The 25881-nt window shown below is 57.9% G+C and carries 26 protein-coding genes; 17 read left to right on the plus strand and 9 right to left on the minus strand.

The window, feature by feature from the left end:
• Positions 1 to 1253: 1253 nt before the first annotated feature.
• Positions 1254 to 1505: a hypothetical protein gene (locus C7378_RS13700; protein WP_131997896.1), complete on the minus strand. Its 252-nt coding sequence runs from the start codon at positions 1503 to 1505 to the stop codon at positions 1254 to 1256.
• A 227-nt stretch (positions 1506 to 1732) separates the two neighbouring features.
• Here C7378_RS13700 and C7378_RS13705 point away from each other — a divergent pair, with 227 nt between their 5' ends.
• The 4 genes from C7378_RS13705 to purN all read left to right on the plus strand — a co-directional run bounded on the left by C7378_RS13705 (position 1733) and on the right by purN (position 5839).
• Positions 1733 to 2185, plus strand: a complete 453-nt coding sequence (locus C7378_RS13705) for a hypothetical protein (protein WP_131997901.1) — start codon at positions 1733 to 1735, stop codon at positions 2183 to 2185.
• Between the two features lie 704 nt (positions 2186 to 2889).
• Positions 2890 to 3984: an alpha/beta fold hydrolase gene (locus C7378_RS13710; protein WP_165876814.1), complete on the plus strand. Its 1095-nt coding sequence runs from the start codon at positions 2890 to 2892 to the stop codon at positions 3982 to 3984.
• Positions 3985 to 4175: 191 nt separating this feature from the next.
• On the plus strand, positions 4176 to 5228 hold the full coding sequence (gene purM / locus C7378_RS13715; RefSeq protein ID WP_207901450.1) for a phosphoribosylformylglycinamidine cyclo-ligase: 1053 nt from the start codon (positions 4176 to 4178) through the stop codon (positions 5226 to 5228).
• Positions 5225 to 5839: a phosphoribosylglycinamide formyltransferase gene (gene purN, locus C7378_RS13720; RefSeq protein ID WP_131997910.1), complete on the plus strand. Its 615-nt coding sequence runs from the start codon at positions 5225 to 5227 to the stop codon at positions 5837 to 5839. Before purM ends, purN begins: the two co-directional genes overlap by 4 nt.
• A 13-nt stretch (positions 5840 to 5852) precedes the next feature.
• On the opposite strand, the gene C7378_RS13725 is transcribed toward purN, so the two are convergent.
• Complete coding sequence (locus C7378_RS13725) at positions 5853 to 6677, minus strand: ATP-binding cassette domain-containing protein (RefSeq protein WP_131997913.1); 825 nt, start codon at positions 6675 to 6677, stop codon at positions 5853 to 5855.
• A 110-nt stretch (positions 6678 to 6787) separates the two neighbouring features.
• Here C7378_RS13725 and C7378_RS13730 point away from each other — a divergent pair, with 110 nt between their 5' ends.
• Together C7378_RS13730 and C7378_RS13735 are read left to right on the plus strand one after the other, a co-directional pair.
• Positions 6788 to 7435 (plus strand): cytidylate kinase-like family protein, encoded by a 648-nt coding sequence (locus tag C7378_RS13730; protein WP_131997916.1) that lies wholly within the window; start codon positions 6788 to 6790, stop codon positions 7433 to 7435.
• A 27-nt stretch (positions 7436 to 7462) separates the two neighbouring features.
• On the plus strand, positions 7463 to 8140 hold the full coding sequence (locus tag C7378_RS13735) for a MarC family protein (RefSeq protein ID WP_131997919.1): 678 nt from the start codon (positions 7463 to 7465) through the stop codon (positions 8138 to 8140).
• A 26-nt stretch (positions 8141 to 8166) separates the two neighbouring features.
• Here C7378_RS13735 and C7378_RS13740 read toward each other — a convergent pair whose 3' ends face one another.
• Positions 8167 to 8580 (minus strand): hypothetical protein, encoded by a 414-nt coding sequence (locus C7378_RS13740; protein WP_131997922.1) that lies wholly within the window; start codon positions 8578 to 8580, stop codon positions 8167 to 8169.
• Between the two features lie 147 nt (positions 8581 to 8727).
• On the opposite strand from C7378_RS13740, the gene C7378_RS13745 reads away from it, so the two are divergent.
• The 7 genes from C7378_RS13745 to C7378_RS13775 all read left to right on the plus strand — a co-directional run bounded on the left by C7378_RS13745 (position 8728) and on the right by C7378_RS13775 (position 14734).
• Entirely contained in the window at positions 8728 to 9024 is a 297-nt protein-coding gene (locus C7378_RS13745; RefSeq protein ID WP_131997925.1) for a hypothetical protein, read from the plus strand.
• Positions 9025 to 9169: 145 nt separating this feature from the next.
• On the plus strand, positions 9170 to 10423 hold the full coding sequence (glgC, locus tag C7378_RS13750) for a glucose-1-phosphate adenylyltransferase (RefSeq protein WP_131998601.1): 1254 nt from the start codon (positions 9170 to 9172) through the stop codon (positions 10421 to 10423).
• A gap of 258 nt (positions 10424 to 10681) precedes the next feature.
• Positions 10682 to 11344, plus strand: a complete 663-nt coding sequence (locus C7378_RS13755) for an RNA polymerase sigma factor (protein ID WP_131997928.1) — start codon at positions 10682 to 10684, stop codon at positions 11342 to 11344.
• A gap of 2 nt (positions 11345 to 11346) precedes the next feature.
• Positions 11347 to 12165: an anti-sigma factor family protein gene (locus C7378_RS13760; RefSeq protein WP_131997931.1), complete on the plus strand. Its 819-nt coding sequence runs from the start codon at positions 11347 to 11349 to the stop codon at positions 12163 to 12165.
• Positions 12162 to 12941, plus strand: a complete 780-nt coding sequence (locus tag C7378_RS13765) for a B-box zinc finger protein (RefSeq protein ID WP_131997934.1) — start codon at positions 12162 to 12164, stop codon at positions 12939 to 12941. The genes C7378_RS13760 and C7378_RS13765 overlap by 4 nt, the downstream gene beginning before the upstream one ends.
• Positions 12938 to 13183 (plus strand): hypothetical protein, encoded by a 246-nt coding sequence (locus C7378_RS13770; protein WP_131997937.1) that lies wholly within the window; start codon positions 12938 to 12940, stop codon positions 13181 to 13183. The genes C7378_RS13765 and C7378_RS13770 overlap by 4 nt, the downstream gene beginning before the upstream one ends.
• Before the next feature lie 3 nt (positions 13184 to 13186).
• A complete protein-coding gene (locus C7378_RS13775) occupies positions 13187 to 14734 on the plus strand; it encodes a DUF4097 family beta strand repeat-containing protein (RefSeq protein WP_131997940.1) in 1548 nt (515 codons plus the stop codon).
• A 13-nt stretch (positions 14735 to 14747) separates the two neighbouring features.
• On the opposite strand, the gene C7378_RS13780 is transcribed toward C7378_RS13775, so the two are convergent.
• Positions 14748 to 16232: a hypothetical protein gene (locus tag C7378_RS13780; protein ID WP_131997943.1), complete on the minus strand. Its 1485-nt coding sequence runs from the start codon at positions 16230 to 16232 to the stop codon at positions 14748 to 14750.
• Positions 16229 to 17392 (minus strand): hypothetical protein, encoded by a 1164-nt coding sequence (locus tag C7378_RS13785; RefSeq protein ID WP_243648261.1) that lies wholly within the window; start codon positions 17390 to 17392, stop codon positions 16229 to 16231. Before C7378_RS13785 ends, C7378_RS13780 begins: the two co-directional genes overlap by 4 nt.
• Positions 17393 to 17454: 62 nt before the next feature.
• On the opposite strand from C7378_RS13785, the gene C7378_RS13790 reads away from it, so the two are divergent.
• Complete coding sequence (locus C7378_RS13790; RefSeq protein WP_165876815.1) at positions 17455 to 18495, plus strand: alginate lyase family protein; 1041 nt, start codon at positions 17455 to 17457, stop codon at positions 18493 to 18495.
• 31 nt (positions 18496 to 18526) lie between these two features.
• Positions 18527 to 19123, plus strand: coding sequence for a hypothetical protein (locus C7378_RS13795; protein WP_243648262.1), 597 nt, complete (start codon positions 18527 to 18529; stop codon positions 19121 to 19123).
• Positions 19124 to 19190: 67 nt separating this feature from the next.
• On the opposite strand, the gene infC is transcribed toward C7378_RS13795, so the two are convergent.
• Positions 19191 to 19787, minus strand: coding sequence for a translation initiation factor IF-3 (gene infC, locus C7378_RS13800; RefSeq protein ID WP_207901451.1), 597 nt, complete (start codon positions 19785 to 19787; stop codon positions 19191 to 19193).
• Between the two features lie 336 nt (positions 19788 to 20123).
• Between infC and C7378_RS13805 the strand changes: the two genes are divergently transcribed.
• Positions 20124 to 20573 carry a response regulator gene (locus C7378_RS13805; RefSeq protein ID WP_131997952.1) on the plus strand — a complete coding sequence of 150 codons (450 nt, stop codon included), beginning with the start codon at positions 20124 to 20126 and terminating at the stop codon, positions 20571 to 20573.
• 49 nt (positions 20574 to 20622) lie between these two features.
• Here the strand turns inward: C7378_RS13805 and C7378_RS13810 are convergent, their stop codons facing one another.
• Both C7378_RS13810 and rpsU read right to left on the minus strand, forming a co-directional pair.
• The gene (locus C7378_RS13810) at positions 20623 to 20928 is read right to left on the minus strand and encodes a zinc-ribbon domain containing protein (RefSeq protein ID WP_131997955.1); all 306 of its coding nucleotides are present in this window, start codon (positions 20926 to 20928) and stop codon (positions 20623 to 20625) included.
• A gap of 269 nt (positions 20929 to 21197) precedes the next feature.
• Positions 21198 to 21395: a 30S ribosomal protein S21 gene (gene rpsU / locus C7378_RS13815; protein WP_129207262.1), complete on the minus strand. Its 198-nt coding sequence runs from the start codon at positions 21393 to 21395 to the stop codon at positions 21198 to 21200.
• Positions 21396 to 21540: 145 nt separating this feature from the next.
• Between rpsU and rsfS the strand changes: the two genes are divergently transcribed.
• The gene (rsfS, locus tag C7378_RS13820; RefSeq protein WP_243648264.1) at positions 21541 to 22137 is read left to right on the plus strand and encodes a ribosome silencing factor; all 597 of its coding nucleotides are present in this window, start codon (positions 21541 to 21543) and stop codon (positions 22135 to 22137) included.
• Positions 22138 to 22211: 74 nt separating this feature from the next.
• On the opposite strand, the gene C7378_RS13825 is transcribed toward rsfS, so the two are convergent.
• Complete coding sequence (locus C7378_RS13825; protein WP_131997961.1) at positions 22212 to 25652, minus strand: TonB-dependent receptor; 3441 nt, start codon at positions 25650 to 25652, stop codon at positions 22212 to 22214.
• Positions 25653 to 25881: the final 229 nt, after the last annotated feature.

Raw genomic sequence — 25881 nt, forward strand, 5'->3', positions numbered from 1 at the left:
AATCTGCATAGCGATGATCCTCCTTGTTAGAAGCTGCCTTCACGATCCTCCTGCTCAGGCAGGGGAATCAAGCGGCGGACCATCTCATTAGTCGGCTTATAGTGAGTGAAGGTCAGGTCGACGAACTCTCCTTGACGAGCGTCAACTAGTGTTGACGAAAGCCAGCTCCATCAGATCTGAAGATCACACGCTTCTCTGCCCAATTGCTGCGCCGATTGGATTTTTTCAGCCTTACTTCGCATTCTTCCCCAGAAGGATGGATCGCATAAGTAACTGATAATTTGCAGCTTATGTTCTTAATTCGCTTACTTCGCTTTTTTCGCACAATGTACCGATGGAGCGGGCCGCCCTCGACGGCCTGCAGCCAAGCTCGCTGCAATCAATGCCCCGATCTTGTGTGAGGGGTATGGGGTCGAATCCCTGGCGGTTCAGTTTCCTAGACCCGTATGGCGTGAAATATGCGTGTCTCCAAAACTGCAGATTTTCATGCGTAGCAATTGAAATATGCTGCTTCCTCAGTGCCCTGTAGAAGTGGGGTGCTATCGCCTGGGATTGACGCGGGACGCAATGCCTACGCAGGCATGATTGAAATGCCAGCGCTACACGCGTAAGGCAAATGGGAAGCCTGAACCCTAACGGTGATGAGCAAGTGCTCGGCGGGGGGTATGGGTGTCAAATGGCTACAGCATCGATCCACCTAGACCGCCATTAGGACTCGTTCACATATCCACAAAATGAGTAATTTCCTTACTACTTACTAAATCGTTGTACTTATCTATCGAAGAATAGAAGTGCCCACCAGCAAGTCTCACTTCAGCTCTAACGAACGCGTAAGCAAAGAAGCAGTTCGCGAGTCTCTCCAGCGCAGAGAGGCGAAGTAGGCGTTATCTGGCGGGAGCAGTCTCAAGTGAATTGTAAGTAGGCTGTCTGAGGATGACTTAAGGAGTGTCATGGCGTCTCGACCTCCGCAGGGTCACAAATTATTGCCCTAGCGCCGTTTCATTCGTGGTCACAAACCGTGGTCATAAAAAATAAAGAATTTTATAAGCATCTGATAATAAAAAAGTTACTGGCCAAGTGTGAATACCTCTCCCTGCCAGATCTAAGTCTTTCACTCCAGACAATTTAGCCTGTCTGTATATGTGTACGGGTGTAATCTACGTGTAACGAATAGTGCTATGTTGCTGAAAATAAATACCTTACAGTATAAGCCTTTCGGCTGGACTTTCTGAAAACTTGGGGCGATAGTTAATTTAATTGGCCGGAGTGAAATCGACATAATACTCTTTGCTCAATTCAAACTGGTCTGCTACCTCTTTCTTCATTTGTCCAGATTCTATGGTTCCGGAGGGCGTCGAAGCGAAGAACGATTTGTTCTCGTCGCTGGTTGCGGTCACAACTTGGAAGTGAACCGAGACTAACGTGCCTGGGATTGATTTTCCATCAATCAAAATATCTGTGTAGATTTCTGTTTTTGAAAGACAAACAAATTTTGCTCTTGTCATGTTTTTTAATGATTAGTTACCCCAAGTTTTCAAAGAACGAGTCCATCCTCACTAAAGCACGTCCACGTGGTATTGCAAGGTAGAACTTATCCCCAGGGAGCTATGCTAATCTGCGGCTGATGATAACTACCAACGTGGAGATTTTTGTTCGCCAAGTAAAAAAGCGTTCTCGCGAGAACGCGGAATCGCTTTCCTTGCTCTACGAAAGAAGACTTCACGCAAACGTGGTGCCAATTCTTCGCCAAGAACTCGATTCGCTCGTCCGCGTCATCTTCCTGCTTTCGCAAGCCGACCGCTCCTATCGAAGCGCATTGATTACGGACTCGGTTAACGGGCGCCCATGGACCAAGAAGGGCGCCAAGGGACGCATTAGGGACAGGGAGATGGTGGAATTGTCAAAATACCTCTTCAATTGGGCGAGGAATGTCTACCAATTTGGATGCGCCTTCATTCACCTCTCGAACTTCCACGACTACGCGACGCGCGATCCGATGGAAAGTGTCTCAAAGGCTGATCGCGCAACGATCGCTTCGTATCTGAACTACTACCACTCAGTTGAGCTCGGCCCGAATGTGACGTTCTCCGAGATTCTGCCTCTTCTCCCTAAGGTCTTCGAGAAGATCAGCAGCAACCTCGATTGCTATCTGAAAGTCTTGGAGGAGGACGGTGATTTGAGTTGAATGACCAGCCTGACATGTTCCATCGAGAAGACGTGCTCTTACGTGCAATATACGTGCAACGATTCGCCCAATCTAGCGTTTGTTGCATATTGAGCGCCTCGACTTTTCAATAACTTGTTTTTTTCAATACGCTAAGGCGTAGCGAATCCCTCTCCCTCCGCCATTCCGCCGCAGTTTCCAAGCTGCGCTTTTGTTTCCCGCTTGCACCGATGATGCAATCTGCGGGAGCTGCGAGACGACTACGTACGGGCCTGATAAAGCGTATGGCGGATTACCTTGAACTCTGCTGCTACCTATTGTCTGATCGCCAGCTGCGCGACTATCGGATGAATCCGTCGGGTCCCTATTCTGAGCGGAGACATGCCAACCAGAGAGAACAGTAATAAGAGTGTGCGACCTGGAACTCGTGCCGGGGGAGCAATTTTTTCAGCAGGATACAGATCAGGGTAGCAGTAGGCAATCACCAGATAGCGTCATAGGCGCGCTCCGTCTCCCATTGGTAAGGTGAGGCTTCATTTACAGGGCACCTTGTCAATATCTGTATCTGGAGTGGAAGGACTTCCATGCTGTTTATCCCCCTTCGAATTCCGTTTGTCGCTGCTGCGCTTCTATTCTGCATGGGGATCCCGAGTCAAAGCCCTGCCCAGACAATGCATGCGTTCTATGTTCCGCCCACACCACTCCCTGCTGGAGAACATGGAAAGGTGATCCGCTCTCTTCCCTTGACAGATGCCGCCGCGTTGCAAAGCGCCGCGCGCAATTTGCTCGTGATGTATCACTCCACCAGCGAAGACGGAAAGGATGTGGCGGTCACCGGTACAGTCGCCATTCCTGCCGGAGATCCACCGGCGGGCGGTTGGCCGGTTACAACCTGGACTCACGGCACTACCGGCATTGCTCCGCTCTGCGCGCCATCGCTGGATACGGCGGATGGGCCTGAACATCAGTTTCTAGGCATGCACGAAGTGGTGATGGACGACTATGTGAAGCGTGGCTATGTTGTGGTTGCTACCGATTACGAAGGACTTGGCCCTCCGGGCCTCCATCCGTTTCTGCAGGGCGCATCCGAGGCTCACGGTGCTCTCGATATCATTCGTGCAGCCCGCGAAATAGACCCGCGCATCGGCACTCGCTATGTTGCCATCGGGCATTCGCAGGGCGGACAGGCTGACCTCTTCACCGCGGCGCTGGGGCCCGCCTACGTGCCCGAGCTGACGCTCCTGGGAAACATTGCCCTCGCGCCTGCCTCGCATATTGCGGCCACTCTGCAAGCCATGACGCGGGCATCCACGCCCTCCTATGCGCTGGGGTACGCGATGTATGTGCTGGAGTCTTTTGCCTCCAACCATTCCAACATTGAACTGAATAAAATCCTGACGAAACAGGCGTTGCACCACCTGCCGGAAACCCAGCATGCCTGCATCACGGCCACTGTCAGCAAGGGATACTGGGCAACGGCTATTCCCAAGGATCAGTTTCTTCCGGGAGCAGACCTTGCATCGGTCTTGAAGGTTGCGGCAGAGAATGAACCGAATGGATTGGAGATCAGGGTGCCGACGCTGGTGGCGCAGGGCACCGCGGATGATACGGTAATGCCTTCCTGGACGGATGATGAGGTTGAATCGCTCTGCAAGAACGGAACGCCACTCGAATACGTCGTCCAGCGCGGGGCTACTCACGAGACAGTCTTAACCTCGTCTACCGCCCAGATGAAGACCTGGGTTGACGCACGGTTTGCGGGAAAGATGGCGGAAAGTAACTGCAGCGCGCTTCCCTCTGCTGCGACTCCTGAAAAGTGACCTGCGGAAAGTGAGGCGCTCCAGAGGAAGAGACGTTTGAGCTGTAGGCAAGAATAGCCTCCTGGAGATCCTGGTTACTCCTCCGTAAAGGCGGCAAATACGCTTTGTAAAGGGCGGCAATTCCGTTTCGCCGCTCGCGAGGGGCGTCCGGGTGATAAAATTTGGATTCCACACCACCTTATCCCGACGGAATCGCCTTGCCAGATCAGAAGCGTACCAGCGTGACCTATGCCGATGCCGGCGTCGATATATCGAGCGGCGACCGGACGAAGCAACGGATTAAATACCTTGCCCAGAAGACCTTCACTAAGCAGGTGCTGAGCGAGATTGGCGGCTTCGGCGGCCTTTTCAAGCTCGACACGGCTCGCTACAAGTCGCCCGTGCTCGTTTCAAGCGCCGATGGCGTGGGCACGAAGTTGAAGATCGCTTTTGAGCTGGGCATCCATCACACGGTTGGCGCGGATCTGGTGAACCACTGCGTCAACGACATTGCAGTGCAGGGCGCGACGCCGCTGTTCTTTCTCGACTATCTTGCGACCGGGCACCTGGACGGCGAGATCACGGAGAAGATCGTCAGCGGGCTTGCCGATGCCTGCCGCGCGAACGGCTGTGCGCTTATCGGCGGAGAAACCGCGCAGATGCCTGGCTTCTATGCTGATGGCGAATACGATCTTGCGGGCTTTATCGTGGGCGTGGCGGACAAGGACAAGATCGTCACGGGCGCCAGGATCAAAGCAGGCGATGTGCTCATCGGACTGCCCTCAACCGGGCTGCATACCAACGGTTATTCGCTGGCACGCAAGCTTTTCTTTGAAGTTGCCGGATACAAGGCCGAGCAGTATGTGAATGCGCTCAAGGAAAAAGCCGGTGCGGCGCTGATGAAGACCCATCGCAGCTATCTCTCCATTATCAAGAAGCTCACGGCCACGGACCTTACCGTGGGCATGGCGCATATCACCGGGGGCGGCATCACGGAGAATCTGCCGCGCATTCTGCCGAAGGGCACCGCGGCCTGCGTCGAGCTGGGCAGCTGGCCAGTGCTGCCGATCTTTGAGCACCTGCGCGAGTTGGGCAACGTGGAGCAGGAAGAGATGCTGCGTACGTTCAATATGGGCATCGGTCTGATCGCGGTGGTTCCTGCGGACAAGTTCAAGCGCGCGAAGGCGATGCTCGAACGCGCGAACGAGAAGTTTTACGTCATCGGCAAGATTGTGAAGGGCGACCGCAAGGTCATCTATCAGTGAAGAAGGCGCGGCTCGGCATCCTGCTCTCGGGGCGAGGATCGAACTTTCTCGCCATTGCAGACAGCATTGCAGCAGGCCGGCTCGATGCGGAGATCGCCGCCGTGATCTCAAACAAGGCAGACGCGCCGGGAGTTGCGGCGGCTCAGGAGCGCGGGCTGGCCGCCTTTGTCATAGAAGCCAAAGGCCGCAAGCGGGCAGAGCATGACGCCGAGATGATTGCAAAGCTACGGGAGCAGGGCGTTGACCTTGTGTGCCTGGCCGGCTACATGCGGCTGCTCTCGCCGGAGTTTGTCCAGGCCTTTCCCGAACGGATCCTGAATATTCACCCCTCCCTTCTGCCCGCCTTTCCCGGCCTCGATGCCCAACGTCAGGCGCTGGATTACGGAGTGCAGTTTGCGGGGTGCACTGTACATTTCGTGGATGAGCAACTGGACCATGGAGTGATCGTCCTGCAGAAGCCGGTCCCGGTCTTCGAAGAGGACGATGAGCATGCGCTGAGCCTGCGCATTCTGGCGCAGGAGCACCTGGCGTATACGGAGGGTATTGCCCGCGTACTCTCCGGCGAATATCACGTCGCCGGCCGCAGATATGTAAAGAAGCGCCCCGCCTAAAGAAGCAGCAAATTTACGAGAGGGTGGCCAGGGGCCGTTCAAGGTCTGTGGTCATCGTAGGCACGGCATGCAGCAGGCTGCGCGTGTACTCGTGCTGCGGGTGCGCGAAGACATCGCCGCAACGGCCTTCTTCCAGCAGGCTGCCGTGCCGCATGACTGCGACGCGGTCAGCAACCTGCGAGACAACCGCGAGATCGTGCGTGATGAAGAGCATGGAGAGCGAAAACTCTTCGCGCAGCTTTGCCAGCAGATCGAGTATCTGGGCCTGGACGGTTACGTCGAGCGCGGTTGTCGGCTCGTCGGCAATCAGCAGCCGTGGACGGTTGGCGACGGCCATGGCGATGAGAATGCGCTGCCGCTGGCCTCCGGAGAACTGGTGCGGATAATCGGAGTAGCGCTCGGCGGGACGGGGAAAAGCGGCGGCATTCAGCGCTTCGATGACCCGCTCGCGCACCTGCCGCTTTCCGAGACCCGGCTGGTGGATGCGAACTGCTTCGGCAATCTGCTCGCCGATCGGCATGACGGGATTGAGCGCCGTCATCGGCTCCTGAAAGATCATGGCGATACCGCTGCCCCGGAGCCTGCGCATCTCGTCCTCGGGCAGCGTGAGCAGCTCCCGATCCTCAAAGCGGATCGACCCGGTTACGCGGGCTGCGGCAGGATCAAGCAGCCGCAAAATGGCGAGCGAAGTGACTGACTTGCCTGAGCCAGACTCGCCTACGAGTCCGAGAACCTCACCGCGGGCGATGCGCAGGGAGAGCCCCGCGACCGCGGGCCTTGTGGCCGCCGCGCCAAAGCGGACGGACAGTTCATTGATCTCAAGGAGCGCGGGCGTCACGAAGCCATCCTATCAGGCGCGCATTTCAGGCGCGGGTGAAGCTTCGAGGCTGGATTTTGATCTCTTCCGGGTGCTAGCATCTTCTCGCTAAGAGCGTTAGGGGCGAGAGTATGGTCCGCGTCATCACCGTCGAACGTGAATACGGCAGCCAGGGTGCTGAGTTTGCCCATCATCTTGCAGGACGCCTGGGTTGGAGACTGATCGATCAGTGCTTTATCGATGAGATTGCCTCGAAAGCGGGTATTCCGCAGAGCCTGGCAAAGAACTGCGATGAGCGCCTCGATCCGTGGTATTACCGGTTCGGCAAGGCTTTCTGGCATGGCTCTATCGAGCGGATGCCGGCGGTGCCGGAGCAGGAAGTCTTCGACAGCGAGCGCATGGTCGGCTTCGTGAGGGAATATCTGAACGAGCGCGCCTCCGAGGGGAACTGCGTGATTGTGGGCCGCGGGGCGTCCAGCGTGCTCTTCGAGACGCCGCATGTTTTCCGCGTCTTTGTGTATGCCTCCATGGTGAGGAAGGTTCGCTGGTTTGAGGAGCACTTTCCGGAGCATGCAGGTAGCGCCGAGGAAGAAATCATCGCCACGGATAAGCGCCGGGCTGCCTATGTTCGCCGCTATTACCAGCATGACTGGACGGACCGCCGTCTTTATCACCTGATGATGAACTCCTGCATGGGCTTCGACTGCATGGTGCAGGCGGCGATCGATGCTGCAGGGCTGGGCGCTTCGGTGTCGGCGCTGGAGCATCGCTCGGTCTAGAAGCCGCCGCCTGCTACATTACAATTCATGATCCGCCTGGTCTGGACCTATCTCGGGATCGCCTTCAGTGCGTTGCTGCCGCTGGTGAACCCGCTCGGCTCGGCACTGGTTTTTTACGGCTTGATAGGCTCAGCGCCACCGGAGGTTTATCGCCGGCTGGCGCGCAAGATCGCAGTCAATACCGTAATTTTCCTGCTCATTATTGAACTGATCGGCGCGGCCCTGCTTGAGTTTTTTGGGGTTTCCCTGCCAATTGTAGAGGTGGCGGGTGGCCTTGTGCTGGCGGCCATGGGTTGGTCGCTGCTTAATGGGAAGGACTCGGGCGCGAAACAGCAGGAGGAGAAGGAAGACCAGGCGCATGCTTCCTATGCAAATCTCGATCAGCAGACCTTCTACCCGTTGACGTTTCCGGTGACGGCCGGTCCGGGCTGCATCGTGATCATGTTGACACTGACGGCGCATGCCTCTGCGCACCCGCTGGTGAGGAACCTGCTCGCCCATCTTGGCATCCTGCTGGCGGTCGTGATTCTCTGCGTGTTTGTTTACTTTGCATACGCTTACGCGCCCTTGATCACGCGGAAGATTTCCCCTCAGACAGCGCATGGCATTCTGCGGGTCATTGCCTTTCTCCTGCTGTGCATCGGCGTCCAGATCGCCTGGAACGGCGTCAGCAGCCTGATGCTGACGCTAATAAAGCACCACTGACCTTTTTTTGAAGCCTGCTGCCAGTCCTAACGGCCCTCGGCCTGTCTGCGGCGCTTTCTGCGGCGCGCCCGGTAAAACGAGCTGGCAGAGAAATAGGCGAACAGTACCGCGAAGATAACGTAGAGAACAAAATGCTGGTGCTCTGCACCGGTTCTCCAGGCGTCGCGAAGGCGATAGAGATTTTGCAGGAAGAAGAGAGCAAAAAGCGCGAAGAACAGGCCTGTTACCTCAAGCCACAGCACGCTGCCGGCGTGGGCGACGGGCTGCCAGAGGGAGGAGCCCAGCTTGCGGCTGCCCTTGGCTACGGCGCGTCCGCGCTCCAGATAGACAGGGGCATCGCGACGAGCGGCGACCGCCGCATCTCCGGCACGGCTCCGAAGAAGCCTGCCGGCTACTCGTAGTCCGATCCCGACTTTTCGCCCGAAGGTGTCCGGCTGCATTACCAGAAGTTTACCGGAAAAGAAATAAGGAATAGTTTCTCCGTCGTCAGATTCGGATTGCTCCCCATAAACATCAGAAGTAAGGTAGATAGAAATCGGTTCGCCGGACGGGCATCGAGTTCCGCCCGGCAGGATTGGAGTAGACCTTTGAACCAAAAATTGCGAAAGCTGGTCCAGCAGCTGGGAGAAGCGATTCACGAGACAGTTTCGGAGTCCGACCACATCGCCGGAGTGGTCCAGGACATCAGAAAGCAGGGATTCGAGGTGTTGCTGATGCTCGAGGCGACCATCGGTCTGAACGAGCTCGAGCAGCAACCGGGCAGCGGCAAGGAGTCATCCAAGCAGATGAAGCTGAGCGAGAGTTTGGACGGTAAGCCCTTTTCTACACAGGACTTGAACTTCCTGCGGTCACTCCGCATTTCAGTAGAAGGGGACGGCGAATAGACACCTGGGATCTACGTGGATGTTAGATGGCCGCTCCCTGTGGTAGTATCGCGAATTCCGCACGTCCTGTAGCGTGGGACGCGCCTAAAACTTCGGGTAACCGCGAACGCGAGATACGAAAGGGATGTTCGGCTAAATGTCAGGTATGAAAGATACGCTAGGAGTATTGCTTGCCGGTGGGGCTGGTGAAAGACTTTTTCCTCTGACCCGTGATCGCGCGAAACCGGCAGTGCCCTTTGGCGGCAACTACCGCATCATCGATATCACTCTCTCCAACTGCATCAACTCCGACCTGCGCCGTGTGTATATCCTCACGCAGTACAAGGCGCTTTCGCTCAATCGCCATATCCGCGAGGGCTGGACGAGCGCCGTGGCCCAGGATCTGGGGGAGTTTATCGAGATCCTGCCGCCGATGCAGCGGGTCAGCGCCAACTGGTATATGGGCACAGCCGACGCTGTCTATCAGAACATCTATTCGATTGGCTCCGAGCAGCCCAAGCATGTGCTGATTCTCTCCGGCGACCACATCTACAAGATGGACTATGGCAAGATGCTGCAGCACCACAAGGACACAGGGGCAGATGTGACCCTGGCTACGCTGGCCATCGATCCGTCAGAAAGTTCAAGTTTCGGGATTGTCGAGGTCAGCCGCACCGGTGAGGTCATCGGATTTCAGGAGAAGCCAAAGGTCACTAACCTGCGCTCCCCGCTCAATCCGAACATGGTGGATGCGTCGATGGGCGTCTACCTCTTCAACACTGACGTGCTGTTGCCGGCGCTGATGAAGGACGCCGAGGACCCCAATTCCAAGCACGACTTTGGGCACAACATCCTGCCCAACCTGCTTGGGCAATACAAGATGCACGCCTACAACTTCATCGACGAGAATCGCCAGGAGGCTCTCTACTGGCGGGATGTGGGCACGCTGGATGCTTATTACGACGCGAATATGGATGTCGCTTCGGTATCGCCGACCTTTAATCTCTACGATATAAACTGGCCCATGCGGACCCGGGTGCGGCAGTATCCGCCTGCCAAGTTTGTCTTTGGCGAGCCAGGGCGTACCGGGATGGCGATCAATTCGGTTATCTGCGCAGGCTGCATCGTCTCCGGCGCGGTCGTGCGCAACAGCGTCTTTTCGCAGGACGTTCGCGTGAACTCCTATTCCGAGATCGATGGAGTGATCGCGTTTTCTCACGTCAACATCGGCCGCCATTGTCGCATACGGCGAGCGATTATCGACCGCGATGTGCACCTTCCCGAGGGCACCGTGATCGGCTATGACCAGAACGAAGACAGGAAGAACTACTTTGTCACGCCCAGCGGCATTACCGTGGTGACGCGCGATTACTCTCTGTACGAAAATCCGGTTGCGCCAGAGTTCATGCAGCAGGGGTAGTGGGCTATTTGCGGTAAAGCGGGTGCATCCTCAGGCTATCTCTCTGTATGCCTTGGGGATGCGCCCCATTGTCTCCCGTTTTTAATGCCTCATCAAATTTTTCCTAAATTGTTGTATGCTCAGTCAAATCCTTGCCTCCCTACTTAAGGGAACCATGCGCGTCCCCATTGCGTAATGGTTTGCATGAGTATGGCAGGCGCAATCCCGTGGAGCAGTGCTGGACTGGCCGATCCCCGGAAAGGTTTTGTGAGCCGCCCGATGCGATCCCGCCCATCCAACTCTGAGCCGGAACACAGGCGGACTGTTCCGCCTCCCGTAGCGGCGCCTGCGGAAGACGAGAACTGGTCGCTGATCGTTCGTCGCTGCCTCGATGGCGATTCTCACGCATGGGCTGAGCTGGTGCGTGCCCATCATCGGCGCATCTACTGTATTTGCTATCGCTTTACGGGATCTCCTCAGGATGCTGAGGACCTGACTCAGGAAGTGTTTCTGCGGATCTACGGAAATCTTGCGTCGTTCGATCTGGTTCGCGGCAGTTTCAAGACGTGGGCGACGACATTGACCCGGAATCTTCTGGTCGATCACTTCCGTCGTACAAAGCAGCAGCGGGTAACGGATTCGATTGATGCGGGTTGGGACGGCGTGGACGAGCTGCCTGTCTCAGATCGCATTGCCGATAACCGGCCCAGTCCGCACGATCGGGCTGCAGGCCGGGAGCTTCAAAAAATGGTGCAGCAGGCGCTGGCAAAAGTCTCGCCTGAACTGCGCGAAGCAGTCATTCTGCGGGATCTCCAGGATATGGATTACAAGGAGATTGCCCAGGTTTTGCGCATTCCCGAGGGCACGGTGAAGTCCCGTATCAGCCGTGGCCGCGCGGAGCTAGCGCGTTTGCTGGAAAAAAACAGAGGGCAGGTGGTGTAGCGATGAAGGACCGAAATCCATTTGAAAGGACGCCGCAAGCGGAACCAGTCGGGCTGCCGTGCGAGGAGTGGGAAGCGATGCTCGCCGATGCGCTTGATGGAACGCTTCCAGCAACTGACAGCGTAGCCTTTGAATCGCACGGCAGGAACTGCGTCGCCTGCGGTGAAATTCTGAAGCATGCCCGCGAGGGGCGTGAATGGCTCGCATTCCTGCATGAGGAGCCTGAGGTTCCATCCGATCTGCAGGCAAGGATTCTGGCGCGCACCACCGGCCTCGGCCGCCCTGTCGCCATGGGCATTCCGGCGCCGATGCACCCGGCACCCGTCATGCATCTGGGTGCTTTCGCCAACCAGCGCGCCTATCTGAATGCGCGCCTCCTGATGACTGCGGCGATGGCCTTTTTCTCTATCGGGATTACGTTGAACCTTGCCGGGGTAAAGCTTACGCAGCTTCGGCTGGCTGACCTCAGGCCCTCCAGCATGCAGGCCAACCTCTCCCGGCAGTTCTACGGCACGAAGGGACAGATTGTTCGCTACTACGACAACCTTCGCGTTATTTATGAGGTCGAGGCCAGAGTGCGGGAGCTGCGGCGTGATTCAGAAGCCACGCCCCAGTCCGAGCCTGCGCCGAAGCAGGAAAAGGCCAACCCGGACGGCAGAGCCCGGAAGAATGGAAGCCGCATGCATACGCCTGAAGGCGCACTGGCAGGCCCACCCGTACTGGCACGCAAGGATCAAGAGACAAAGCCGTCTTGGTGGAGTGCCTCAGCCGCGGCACTCGCTATCTGCAAAATCGGCGCCATTAAAGGGGGCCTGCTATGAACTGCGCCAATCATCCTGAAACACCTGTATCCGCCTACTGCCAGAGTTGTGGCAAGCCGCTTTGCGAGCAGTGTGTCCGCTCTGTCCAGGGGCTGATCTATTGCGAGAGCTGCCTTGCCGCCAGACTGGGCGTACCCGCGGCTGGAGTTGCGTCAACAGCGGCTTCTCCGGTCACCGGTTCCCCTAATCCCGTCACCGCCGCAGTTCTCGGATTCATCCCTGGCGTAGGCGCGATGTACAACGGCCAGTTCGCCAAGGCGCTGGTGCATGTCGTGGTCTTTGCCCTCCTGATCGGACTCTCCAATCACAACGGAATCTTTGGAATCTTCATCGCTGCATGGGTTGCGTACCAGGTCTTCGATGCCGCCCACACAGCCCGGGCGCGCCGGGACGGCCTGCCTCTGCCGGACCCTTTCGGGTTGAATGATCTCGGGAATCGCATGGGCATGCGTGGGGCGCCGGCCGCTGCTCCGTTTGCGCCTTATGTGGCGCCGCCCTCACCCTATGCTTCCGCCTATGGGGAGCCGCCGGCCGCGGCGCAGGCCACCCCGGGCGTCCCGATACCGCCTATGGCGCCACCGATTCCACCGGCGCGGTCTGAACCGATTGGAGCGATCGTCCTTATCGTTGTCGGAATGCTGTTCCTCTTCAGCACCCTCGGAATCTTCCGCTTCGACTGGATAGGAGAGGGCTGGCCGGTCATTGTGATCGTCGTCGGTGTATGGCTGCTGGTTCGGAGGACGCGCAGCGTTCCTCCTCCTGTGGGGGGTGCATGATGGATCGTTATTATTTCCTGCGTCGCATTCGCGGTCCCATCCTGCTGCTTACCTTCGGGGTCACGGCGATTCTCAACCAGTGGCACATCCTCAGTTTTGGCCGGAGCTGGCCTCTCTACCTGATCGTTCTGGGCCTGCTGGGACTTGCCGAACGCTTCACCCTGGCTGAGTCTGCAGCACTGCCTCCGCGGCCCCCCGTGGATGTCTCCCAACCGCCTTACCAGAATGGCGAAAGCAGGTAAGTTATGGCAACCATCCCACCGCCCTTAACGCCGCGTGAAGCAAGACGGCAGGCCCGCTATGCAGCGCGTGCTCAGATGTATCAGGCGCGTATAAACTGCCGCCGCTCGTCGATCGTGCGTCCGGTCGTGCTCATCACCGTCGGCGTGGTCGCGCTGCTGCTGGAAACGGGAAAGCTCAACCCCATGTATTTCTGGGGTTGGTATTCGCATTGGTGGCCGATCCTGCTGATTGCTATCGGTCTGCTTCTGCTGGGCGAATGGTTCCTTGATCGCGACCAGCCTTACACGCGATGCGGCACCGGCGGTGGAGTAGTTTTCCTGGTGCTGCTGCTCGCCTTCATCGGCTGGGGAACGCACGCAGCGCATATCTGGGGTCCGCTCCACGATCAGTTTTCTGACAATAGCGACGACTTCTTCTCCATGCTTGGCGAGGAGCACGACAACGACATTGAGTTCACGCAGGCCGTTGCTTCCAATGCCGCCATCCAGATTGAGAACCCGCGCGGCGATGTTGTGGTCACCTCTGCCGCCGATGACCAGGTCCATGTCCGCGCGCATGAGGTTGTCCATAGCTCCTCGGACAGGAACACCCAGCGCGACTTCGATGCTCTGCGGCCGCGCCTGATCGCGACCGGCTCGAGCGCCGTCCTTGCGGTCGCGGGCCGCAACAATGGACGGGTGGATCTCGTCCTCGAAGTGCCGCGCAACGCCTCGCTCAACATTAATGCCGCACATGGTGATGTTTCGATCACCGGTCTGAACGCGAGTGCCGACGTGAGCGCCGGCCGCGGAGATGTAAAATTCGACACCATCAATGGGGACGTCCATGCGCGGATGAACCACGGCGACTTCTCTGCGCATAGCATCACGGGGCATGCCTTTCTCGATGGCCATGCCGGCGATGTGACTGTCTCCGACGTCAAAGGCAGCGTTGTGATCAACGGCGAGTTCTTTGGCGATACGCATGTGGAGCAGGCAGGCTCGACCGTCCACTTTCACTCCAGCCGTACCGACCTCGATGTGCCCCGGCTGAACGGCGACCTCACAATGGACTCCGGCGATCTGCACATCAGCCAGCCTGCGGGGCCGGTACGGGTCGTGACCCGTTCGAAAGATATTGAGATCACGCAGCTGACCGGCGACGCGCACATCCAGAACAGCAACGGCGAGGTGAACCTGACGGCTATGCTGCCCCTCGGCAATATCGACGTCAGCAACAGCACCGGCGGCATCAGCCTGACTCTGCCGCCAACTGCGAACTTCGAGATCAATGCGCGAACGAGCAAGGATGAAAGCGTCCAGACGGACTTCCAGCTGACCGCGGCGAGCTCAGACGATACGCAGATACTCTCCGGCAAAGTGGGCCAGGGCGGGCCAAAAATCACCCTGACCACCAACCATGGGGAAATCGAGGTCAGGAAAGGTGATACAGGCCCCGGCGTGGAGCCGCCGATGCCTCCAATGCCGAAGCGGCCGCCGCACCCGAAAGCGCCTCCGGAGCCGCGGTTGAAGGCGCCTTCCGGGCCGGAGCCTCATCCCGTCTCGCAGTGAGCTTAGCTGCGGATTACCTGCTGGCCGCGAGAGCGTGGGCAGGCTCCACCATGGCATCGAACGCGCCGGTCTCGACCGTTGCTCCATGCTTCATCTGTAAGAAGACCCGGTAGCGGCCTGCGGTGGGAAATCCGTAGGGGAAACTGACGGTGTTGGGGATCGATCCTGACATGTCCATGCCCGGCATGCTGTCCATCGAAGAGCTCTGCGCCGAGTTCTGCGGCGCATTCTGCGCTGCCGCCATCATGAGGGCAGCCATCGCCACCGTGCCCGAAGGGTGGATATGCGCGAAGACCGTGCCATCCGACTTGACGAAGGCAGCATGGCCAACCATGCCCATGTAAAGCGCCATGTCCGTGGGCGGATGGCCGTGCGGATCGAGCAGTTCGAAGCGAAACTCCTCAGGGGCTTGTGCCGTCAGGGTTGGCGGCTTCTTCCAGATCATCGTGTAGCCGTCGGGCAGGCGGAAACTGGCGCTGGAGGCATCCGCTATCCGGCCCATCGCGTCATCGCCGCTGAGCGGGCGGCCCTCAATGGCGGGCAGGGTGATCGAGGACACCATCGTCTCTGGAAAGCCGTTGGCATGCACCACATCGGCGTAGAGGTGATACGTCCCGGCAGCCATGGAAGGCATGTCGAGGCGGAAATCTCCGGTTGCAACCGGCTGCGGATGTAGGTGGTAGACGACATCCATCGCCGGCCAGCGGATCGCGTAGAGATGCATCAGGTGGTTGTGATCCGGAACGAAGTCGTCGAGCTTGCGCGCCTTCAACCATCCGGGGTCGGCGATTGCGAGGTCAAGTGTATTGCCGGGCAGCAGCGATGCGGTCATGTCCAGCGGCTTATAAACATTTCCGGCATAGCTTGCGGCTTCCGCATTCCACCATTTTCCGCCCAGCACGACGGCAGCAGTAAGCAGGGCAAAGGTAATGGTCATGGCGGCCATGGCTCTGCGCCTGCGGGCTGCGGGAACCTCTTCGCCGGGTGTCAGCTGCGCCTGGCGGACGGCGGCTCCCACGATGCCGACCATTCCCAGAACCAGCAGCAGGCCGAGGATGCTGAGGCCTGCTCCCAGGGCAGGCTGCATCTTCCTGGTGCCCATAGCCGTGGCAGGCAGCGGAATGGAGAGGACGCCGGAACCCTTGTTGCCCTTCACGGTAAAGCGGATCTGCCAGGAGTCGGTGGCCATGATCCAGAGGTGGCCGGTGAAGAACTGCGCGTCACCCGAGGGCTTCTGCATCGTGTCCGGCACGGGCGGGTGCCGGGATGCGTCGCCGGTGAGCAGCATCGGCGCGATCTGAATCTGGTCAATGCCGGGCGTGGCGGCGCGCACTTCAATCTCCGCTACTCCGGGTATCACCAGAGGGGGACGGATGACGACGAACAACTTGTAAGGGCCAGCCTGTCCGTCGGCGTAGACATCCGGGCTGCCAACGTGGGCGAGTGCTGGCATCACACCCGCCAGCAGGACAAGAGTCAGCAGGAATAGTCTTCTCATCGCTGTATTTTCTGCATCCATCTTCCGAGGGCAATGCCCATCCAGGTCGTGATTGCTGCATAGAGCATGGCCATCGCCAGCCCTTCCCAGAGGACGAGGCCATGTTCCGGCATCCAGAAGCGCCGCAGCACTTCATAGGACCAGGGCGGCGTGCCGTAGTCGTGGTAGGTTGTGCCAAAGAAGCGGTTCTCAGAAGCTTTGCTCATCAGGAAGGTCGCAAATGGCCACTGAACGCAGACGAAAGTAAGGATGAAAACCGGGCCACTGAGCAGTGCAACAAGCCAGGCCTGACGCTTGACCGTCTGGGACCAAAGAAGGTCAAGCGCGAAGGCAGGCACGACAAGCAGAAGCGGGAACTTGGGCGGGATGAACTGCGTGACCTGCTGGTAGACGGGGCCGAGCTTGGGCTGTGCGGGAAAGAGCGGCAAAATCAGGATCAGCCCGATCAGGAAGACAGTATAGAGCAGCGTGGTCCATGTGCAGGCCCAGCGGTTGCGCGAGGCATACCAGACCATGGCATAGAAGAGCGGGACACCCAGGGCGACGGAAATGTAGGCGCCGGCACCGTGCAGCTTCACGTCCCAGGTGTACTCCATGCGGAAGAACATCGACAGCACCAGCATGAGTCCGCTGACGTAGAGCAGCAGCCACTGCATATGCCGGAAGAGCGCTCCATCCGCGCGGTTCATCTCCGCAACCAGCAGAAAGAGCGCCCCTACGGCTACTGCCCAGATGCCCAGCATCAGCAGAGTATGAGGCGGGCTGATGATCTTTACGTCGAGCCCATAGGCGTTATGCCACCAGTTGTCGAAGGGCGCGGAGGTCAGCATCGCGATGCCGCCCCAGGCGGCAAGAAACGCGCCGAGGGGGCCTCGAAATCCAAAGACCGAAACCGAGGACGCGACCATCTCCGGCGATCGCGTGAAGGTGGTCTTAAGAATGAGATAACCGCAGGAGATGCCAGCCAGCACTCCGCAGGCGTAGATGGCCATGTGGGCCGGTGTCCAGAAGCTGTCCCGGCCGATCGAGCGATGCCAGGAGACATCCCAGTGTGCGCCGATAGTGACGCTGGTCACGGCCAGCGCCGCGCACCATACATACCAGGGAATGGTCTTCTGCCGTACTTTGGGCATTCGTGCCGATGCTGTTAAAGTCGCCATTTATCCTGCTCCGGACCTGCTCTCAGCACAGGATACGCCCGTGGCGTATTCTGTTTCCGGTTATGCAGCGACTTTTCACGATTGCGTTTGTTCTGCTGCTGAGCGTCTCCGCCCGGTCGCAGAACTTCGCCTTCCTCAACTCCAAGGAAGCGGCGGACGCATGCAAGATCGTCGCCCAGGGAAGGCGCATGCAGGCGATAGCGATGGCGAACAGCGCCATGTCGCTGATTCCCCATGCACGCAGGCATCTTCATATGCAGGGACTGCTGCCGCACAAGGGCATCCGCGACGAGAGCGAGACGGCAGCGCGCGACTTTCCCGCTGCACGCAATCTGGCTGTCGGCTACTGCGTGACGGGCAACCCGGACTATCGCGACCATGCCCTGCGGATTCTCAATGCGTGGCTGAGCATGTATCGGCCGAGCTACAACCCGATCGACGAGCGTGTTTTCATCCCGCTCTATCTTGCCGCAGATATTCTCAGGGCCAGCTTCCCGGAGGATACCGAAGCTGCATGGCAGGCATTCAATACCGACATGGCGCAGAACTATCTCGCACAGGCTGACAGCGCAGCGAGCGCTGACAACTGGCAGAGCGAACGCGTCAGGCTGGCTACCCTGGCCGCTTTTTCAACGGGCGACTGGGGACTCATCGATCACGCACAGTCGGCCTATACGCAGCAGTTGAGCAACAATATCCGTTCCAACGGCACCGTGGCGGACTACACCCGGCACGATGCACTGCGGGCTGTAGTGGAGGATCTGGATCCGTTAGTGATGGCTGCACTGGCAGCCCATAATCATGGGGTGAACTGGTATGGCATCGCCGCCTCGACGGGGGCAAACCTGGGGATGGCAATCGGCTGGCTGGCTCCTTATGCTTCCGGCGCAAGAAGCCACCAGGAGTATGTCAATTCCGAAGACAGCTTCGACTACGCCCGGCATAACGCGGGTGAGCCGGGCTTCTCCGGCACGTGGAATCCGGGGAGTTCGGCGGAACTCTTTCTTATGGCATCTGCGCTCGATCGTCAGTGGGCGCAGATTGCAACTGTCCTTAGCCCGCATCCGACGCTTTGGCAGCGCATGATGCTCGGGATGCCGTAAAGTTGCATCCAACCGCTGGAGGATGAGCGCAATGAGGGGTTTGACCCGCGGAATTCTGATAGGCGGCATGATACTTCTCGCCGCAGGCTGCTCGAGCAAGAAGGATCCAACCAAGGCCAACTTCAAGGAAGCGATCAACAGCTACTACTCCGCGCATCCGGAGTGCGTATGGACGAGCCCGGTGAAGTTCCCAGTGGAGGCTGACCCTTCGAAAGAGGGGCAGACGGCCGGCCTCGATGCCTTGACGGATGCAGGACTGCTGACGCGGACGTCTGAGCAGAAAAAGGTGTTCATCTTCGGCTCCAAGCAGATCAACAGCTACGATCTCTCTGATCGTGGCCGGTCGGCGTGGACGCCGGATCAGCAGCAGCCAGGCTCCGGCAACTTCTGCTTTGGTCATCGCGATGTGACGACCGTCGACAACTTCACGACCAGCGGCGACCAGCAGGGCGCAACCATCGCCAACGTCGACTATCACTTCACGATTTCAGACATTGCCAGCTGGGCGAGAAGTACGGAGATGAAGACAGCCTTCCCCACTATCCAGGCGGACATCGCGGGCGCGCAGATAGATAAGGCGACGCTGGTTCTAACCGGCAATGATGGATGGCAGGTCAGCAAGGATTGAATTCAAAATGGCGGGACCTGTGTCCCGCCACCTGAAATATCTGCAGCGCAATCTTAGAACTGGCGGCCTAGGAAGCGGGCTGAGCGGTCGGCTGAGGAGCGGCCTCAGGCTTGGGAGTGGCTGGCTTCTTCGGGACTTCCTTTTTGCCGGGGGCAATGATGGCGTGAAGGGTTGTGCCTTCCATGCGCGGCATAAACTCCACGATCCCTGTGTCGCCAATGTCCTGGATCAGGCGATTGATGATGGCATACCCAAGCTCACGATGCGCCATCTGGCGTCCCTTGAAGCGGAGCGATGCCTTGACCTTGTCGCCTTCGTGCAGGAAGCGGACAGCCTGATTTTTCTTCGTCTGGTAGTCATGTTCATCGACTGTGACGGAGAACTTGACCTCTTTGATGGTGATGATCTTCTGCTTCTTGCGCGCAGCCCGGTCGCTTTTATCTTTTTCGTAGAGAAACTTGCCGTAATCCTGGATACGGCACACCGGCGGCACTGCATTGGGTGAGACCTCAACGAGATCCAGACCGCGCTCGCGGGCAGTCTTCAGCGCTTCAAAGGGGGGCATGATGCCGAGCTGCTCGCCGGCGTCATTGATGACGCGCACTTCCCGTGCGCGGATTCTTTCGTTGATGCGGATAAATTGTTTGGCCGAACGCTTATCGATGGTTGTCCTCCAAAGGCGACGTCAGGGCGCAGCCTTCTGCTACTAGAATATCATCCTGACGCAAGCCGCCTGCGTGTTACCTAGACGGTGAGATGCCGGGACCGGATTTAAAGTGCAGGTTATTGATGGCGGAAAGTCATCAGGAGTAGCGCCGGAGTCATCGTCGATGGTAGCCCTTTTTTCAGTTCCATCGAAAATATCTTCCATGGGGGCAGCATGATATTCTCCCTAATGATTTAGTTTTTCCGTGAAGTGGGCCCGGGGTCAAGCTGTTCCTCCAGGCAGATCCTATTACGCATGGCCTGACAGCCTACACCATCGAGGAGCTTCCAATTTATGAAACGGCGAATTCTGCTGGTGGATGACGAACTGGCAATCCTGCTTACGCTCAAAGCGGTGCTGGAGATTAACGGGTTCGAGGTGGAGACCGCCGCATCGGCGCGTGAGGCCAAATCCAAGATAAAAACCGGTCCCTATCACATGGTCATCACCGACATGCGTATGGAGAGCGACCGGGCAGGAATCGAAGTTGTCCATGCGGCTAAAAAGGCGGACTACAATCCAGCCGTTGCCATGTTGACAGCTTTTCCGATGGCCGGCTCTGAATGGCGCGACGAGGGAGCAGACCAGATGCTGGTCAAGCCCATGAATACGAATGACCTGATCATGCAGCTGGAGCTTCTTTTAGTCAGCCACGAAGACAAGAAGCGCAAGCAGCCCGGCCATGTGCATGAGATGGTGGCGGAGAAGGCCACAACCCGCAAAACAGCGCCGACCAAGGCGTAACCCTCCCAGTGCACGACATTTAACGAGGACGATTCCCGTTTTCGGGCAATCAACCTGCAGCCTGGCTTGCTGCTGGAGCGCTGGAGTGTGCCTTCTGGAAGCACTGGCGACACAGCACGGGACGCCCCTGGGTGGGCCTAAAGGGGACGGTAGTCTCCATCCCGCACTCGGAGCACACTGTCTTGGTCTCAGAGCGGACTGCTTTCCCGCCGGCTGCTCGCTTGCCTTTGCACTGCTTGCAGCGTTTAGGGTCATTCTTGAACTGCTTGTCGTGAAAAAATAACTGCTCACCGGCTGTGAAAACGAATTCGCTTCCGCAGTCGGCACACTTAAGAATCTTATCGACGAACTCCATTGCCGCGTTCCTTGGCGTTGCCAGACTTTCTTGAAACACGAAAGTATCGGGCTGCCCGGTCTATATTCAGACAGAGCTTTGCCCAAACCTGAGAACATTTACATTGTGTCAGGGGCCCATGCCGCGGTGAACGAGCGGCGAAACATCGATCTCAGTGAGAGAAGAGATCGAAGAGCACGCCAAATGAGGGCGTACTAAGTAATGCTTGAAACATAAACTTCAACTTCTGTTACGGGGATGAAGCCGGATGGGCCTCATCCCCGTCGTACTTAGTCCTGCTCTTTACGAGCCTTCTTGCGATTCCGCTTGCGCGCCAGCGCCTCTTTTACCCGACGCTTTTCGCCCGGTTTCAAATAAAACGAGTGACGCTTGACCTCTTTGATGATGTCTTCCTGCTGCACCTTGCGCTTAAAGCGGCGTAGTGCATTTTCAAGCGGCTCGCCTTCCTGCACGCGAACCTCTGCCAATTGAATGACACCTCCAGACGTCCCAACTCGGGTAGCAAGTAGTGTATCGCAAACAGCGGCAGGTTCGATACCATTCTCGATGTTTCCCTTATGAAATTTTTATAGTTTTTCTTCCTGCTGGCGCAGGGTCGGATAGCAGGCTAGGATGAAAGAGCGACTACTTATGGCCTCTGACGAAACACGCAAAATGGTGCTGGCTGCTGCGGCAGCCTGCGATGACAAGAAGGCTGAGGATACACGCATCCTTGAGCTGGACCCCGCCGACTCCGGCTTCACCGATTTCTTTCTGATCGCGAGCGCGGCCAATGAGCGGCAGGCTGTGGCCATCGCCGACGAGATTGAATTGCGCCTCAAGCGCGAGTTTGCTACTTATCCCAACTCAGTCGAGGGCCGCCGCCAGGGCGAGTGGGTGCTGATGGATTACGTGGACTTCGTTGTCCACATCTTCCTCAAGGATAAGCGCGCCTTCTACGACATTGAGAGACTGCGCAAGTCGGCCAAGACTGTCGACCTGGAAGAACTGAAGGCTGCTCTGACCAAGAAGACGGTCGCGGCAAGGAAGAAGGTCTCTAAGCCTGCCGCGGCGGCGAAGAAGGCCCCAGCCAAGAAGGCTCCGGCCAAGAAGGCCCCGGCCAAGAAGGCGGCGAAAAAGGTCACCCCTGCAAAGAAGGTCGCCGCAAAGAAGGCGGCTCCTAAAAAGGCGGCTAGGAAGACTTCCGCCGCAAAAAAGACAGCCAAGTAAATCCTGCTTATCGGGGAAAAAGAAAGGCCGCCACAGTTTCGTGGCGGCCTTTAACATTTACAGCTTCGACCGTGCTAGAACTCCAGGCGAAGTGCGAGCTGCACCTGCCGGCGTTCGTCGCTGGGTCCCGGTGAGCCACCCGGTGCGCCCTTTACAGCCTGGATTGCAGATACTTCAGCGTAGTCGGCATTCCCAGGAACGATGTAGAGGTTGTGATGATTGAGTGCGTTGTAGAACTCACCCCGGAATTGCGCCGTGTAGCGTTCGTGGATCTTGAAGTTCTTATAGAGACCAAGATCCAGATTGTAGTTGGCTGGAGACCACCAGGAGTTCCTTCCAAGGCCGGGGTTCTGTACGCATCCGCCCCCGGTGCAGTCTGCCAGGTCCGAGGCTCCGAGGATCGGATCCACATAGGGATTCGCGGAGGCCTGGGGGATGTTGATGTAGGTGAACTGGTTGATTCCGCCCTGGTGCACAGCGGTACCGTGGAACTTCAATCCTGGCGCGTCCACGATCCGTGGGCAGGCATTCAGTCCGTTGGTGCAGTCATAGATGGTGAACGGAGTTCCTGTCTGCGCGTGGAAGATAGGCGCAAACTGCCATCCCCCAGCCAGGGACTGCAGTACTTCTGACCGGCCGTGGAAGTTAAGCCACTTGGGTTCCCACGTGCCGCCGATGGTGATGCGGTGACGAATGTCGAAATCCGAGTTGCCGTGGTCGAGGCCTGGGTTGAAGGGGTTGAGATAACCAAGGTTGAAGTTGTTACCGGACTGGCTGAAGGTCGAACTCAGGTTGTCCATGGAGTGAGCCAGCGTGTAGTTCGCGATTGCCTGGATTCCCTCGGATGCGAACCGGGTCGAGTTCAGGCGGATATTCAGGGCGTTGTAATAGCTGTCGCCGTTTGCCTCGCGAACGTTGATGCCCGAGTACTGGTAGTTCAAGCGGTTGTAGGGATTCGTGTCGTGCTCGTAGACGTTGCCGCCGCCGAGGATGTTGTAGTTGGCGATCGAATACTGGTGGATGCCGCGGCTTCCGGTGTACTCGATTCCCACTGTGGTGCTCTGTGCAACCTCGTGTTCGACCGAGAGGTTATACATGTGCGCATAGGCAGTCGGAATGTTCTGCTGGGGAGCGCGCAGACTGACCTTGGGGAGTGCCTTGGTGCCACTGCCGGCAAGGGGGCCGGCATTGTCGGAGTAGACGGGGAGCGTAGGAACATCCACGCCTGCGACCAGCGAAATAACTGCGTAGTCCGGCGGATTCTGAATCACGTTGTACGTGACGTTGCCGAAGTCGCGCTCATAGGCGATGCCGTATCCGCCGCGAACCGACCACTTGCCGTCACCCTTGACGTCCCAGGCAAAGCCTAGGCGTGGGCCGAAGTTGTGAAACTGCTGGGCATAGAGGCCATGGGTCGGGCTCTGCGGAGTCAGCAGCACCTGTCCATTGCGGATCTGATCGAAGAGGTTGGAGCCGGTGCCGAGGAAGAAATTCGATTCGATGTTGGGATTGCTGTTGTGCTGAACACCGTAGTACTCCCAGCGCAGTCCCAGATTGATGGTAAGGGTCGGCGTAGCCTTCCAGGAGTCCTGTGCATAGGCGGCGCCATCGTTGAAGGTGTTTTCGCGGGTGAAGCTGGGTGCTGACACCGGCAGCGTGACAGAGCAGCCAGGAGAAACCTGCGTTACGCCCTGCTCATTGGTGGGGCAAGGGAATTTGCCCTGAGGGTTGATGGCTCCGGAGAAGCTGTAGATCATGCCTGCCTGGAGGGCTGCAAGGGATGTGCCTTCCGCTGTTCCGCTCTTGGCAACCTGCTCGACGGAGTTCTCGTATGCGCCAAAGACGCGGTTGTCACGGATCTGGATAAACTCGCCGCCGAACCGAAAGCTGTGTTGCTTGACGGTCCAGCTCAGATCCTGGCTGAACTGATAAACGTTTTGCGGGCCACCGAAAGGAAGCGCGTTGCCCGGGCTGTAAGGCAGGTACCCAGGCATTGCGATGTTGCGGCCCGTGCCGCCATCGACGCTGGCAGTGTTCGCCTGGTTGAGGTAGAGGGTCGGACCTACAGGGGCGGTCCCAAGCGGCTGGCTGTTGTTGAGACGGTTGTAGGCGAGACGGGACTCGCTCACGAGGGAGGGCCCGAAGGTATGGGTCAGACTGATGAGGAGATTCTGATCGTAGTTGTTGTAACCGGTGTTGTATCCGGCGTAAGGGCTGAATGCATTGGTTCCCGCAGGTGCATCCTGGTTGAAGAGACCGTAGCGCCCATAAAGCAGAGTTCTATCGGAGATGTTGTAGTCAATTCGGTTAAGAATCGAGTAGGTACCCTGCGGGTCACCGGCGCCAGCGTTGGAGGGAACGGAGAAGTTGACCTCCTGCAGCGGAGTTGGCCCGTCAAAGCCTTTCACGTTTACCGGCTGCCCAACCACTGCGTTCGGAGCCAGCTTGCCGTACTGATTGAAGAAGCTCTGGGTTGCAGGGGCGGACGAGGCGATGAAGGCAGCTGTAGGAACGACTGCCTGCTGGAGACCGGCGCTCGCGATTCGTGTCCATTCGGTGTTGGAGAAGAAGAACAGCTTGTCGTGCTTGATGGGGCCGCCTACTGAGTAGCCGAACTGATTCCTGGTGAAGCGATCATGGGGCAGGCGGGGCAGCCCGTTCGCCAGGTTATACACATTCGTGGCGGACTCGTTATAGGTATTCGCAGCGAGAGCCGAGATGCGGTTGTACTCATAGAGCGACCCGTGGAAGTCGTTGGTTCCGCTCTTGGTGACGACGTTTACGATGCCACCCGACGCGCGGCCATACTCTGCCATGAAGCCGTTGGTGACGATGCTGAACTCCTGAACGGAATCGAGCGGGATATTCTGGCCGACGCTTGCGCCGAAGGTATCGACGTTCTCTACGCCGTCAAGCAGAATACCCGTGCTCGCCGAGCGCATACCGTCGATGGCGACTCCGACGCCGTTGGGGCCCGTCGAACCATTTGGATCGGCCGAAATGTTGCCGGAGAGGGTGACGAAGTCGTAAGGATTACGTGTGAGGCTGGGAAGAGACTGCATCTCTCGGGGGGTGATCGTTTCCGATATCTGCTGGTCGGTCGTATTCACGCCAGAAGCCGTATCGAGTTCGCTCACCTGGACCGTTGTCTGCTGATTGGAAACAGAGAGCTTTGTCTCGACGTTGACGTGAGCGCCAACCGTCACGACCAGCTTCTGATCGTAGGTGTTGAATCCAGTGGAGGTGACTTTCAGTTCGTAAGGGCCGGGAACCAGCGATGGAAACTGGAAGGCGCCGGAGCCGCTGCTTACCGACTGGCGAACGAGACCTGTATCTGTCTTGGTAAGGGTGATATTCGCGCCTGGTACTGCTGCTCCACTCTGATCAAGCACCGTGCCGCTCACAGTACCGGCTTCGGCTTGCGCCAATGCCGTCTGCGGGGTCATAGTGACAACTCCACCCAAAGCAATGACGGTACTCAGGAATAAAGTACCTGCCTGTAATTTCATCTTCATTTGTGTCCTCTTCCCTCTGAAAGGTGAATGAATCAAAACTCGTGCCCAGGCGGGCACGCAGTAAATTTTTGCTATTGTCAATAACTATTAGCAATTCAGGGGCCAGTTTGGCGCACTTGTTGCATTACCTGAGGATCGGTGATGATGGCTGATCCCTAAATCATCACAATCATCAGGTTATGAACACTGTGCTGGAAGTTCCAGGGATGCGGAGAGACTCGAGAAGGCT

The sequence above is a fragment of the Acidipila rosea genome, from assembly GCF_004339725.1.
Lineage (GTDB): Bacteria > Acidobacteriota > Terriglobia > Terriglobales > Acidobacteriaceae > Acidipila > Acidipila rosea.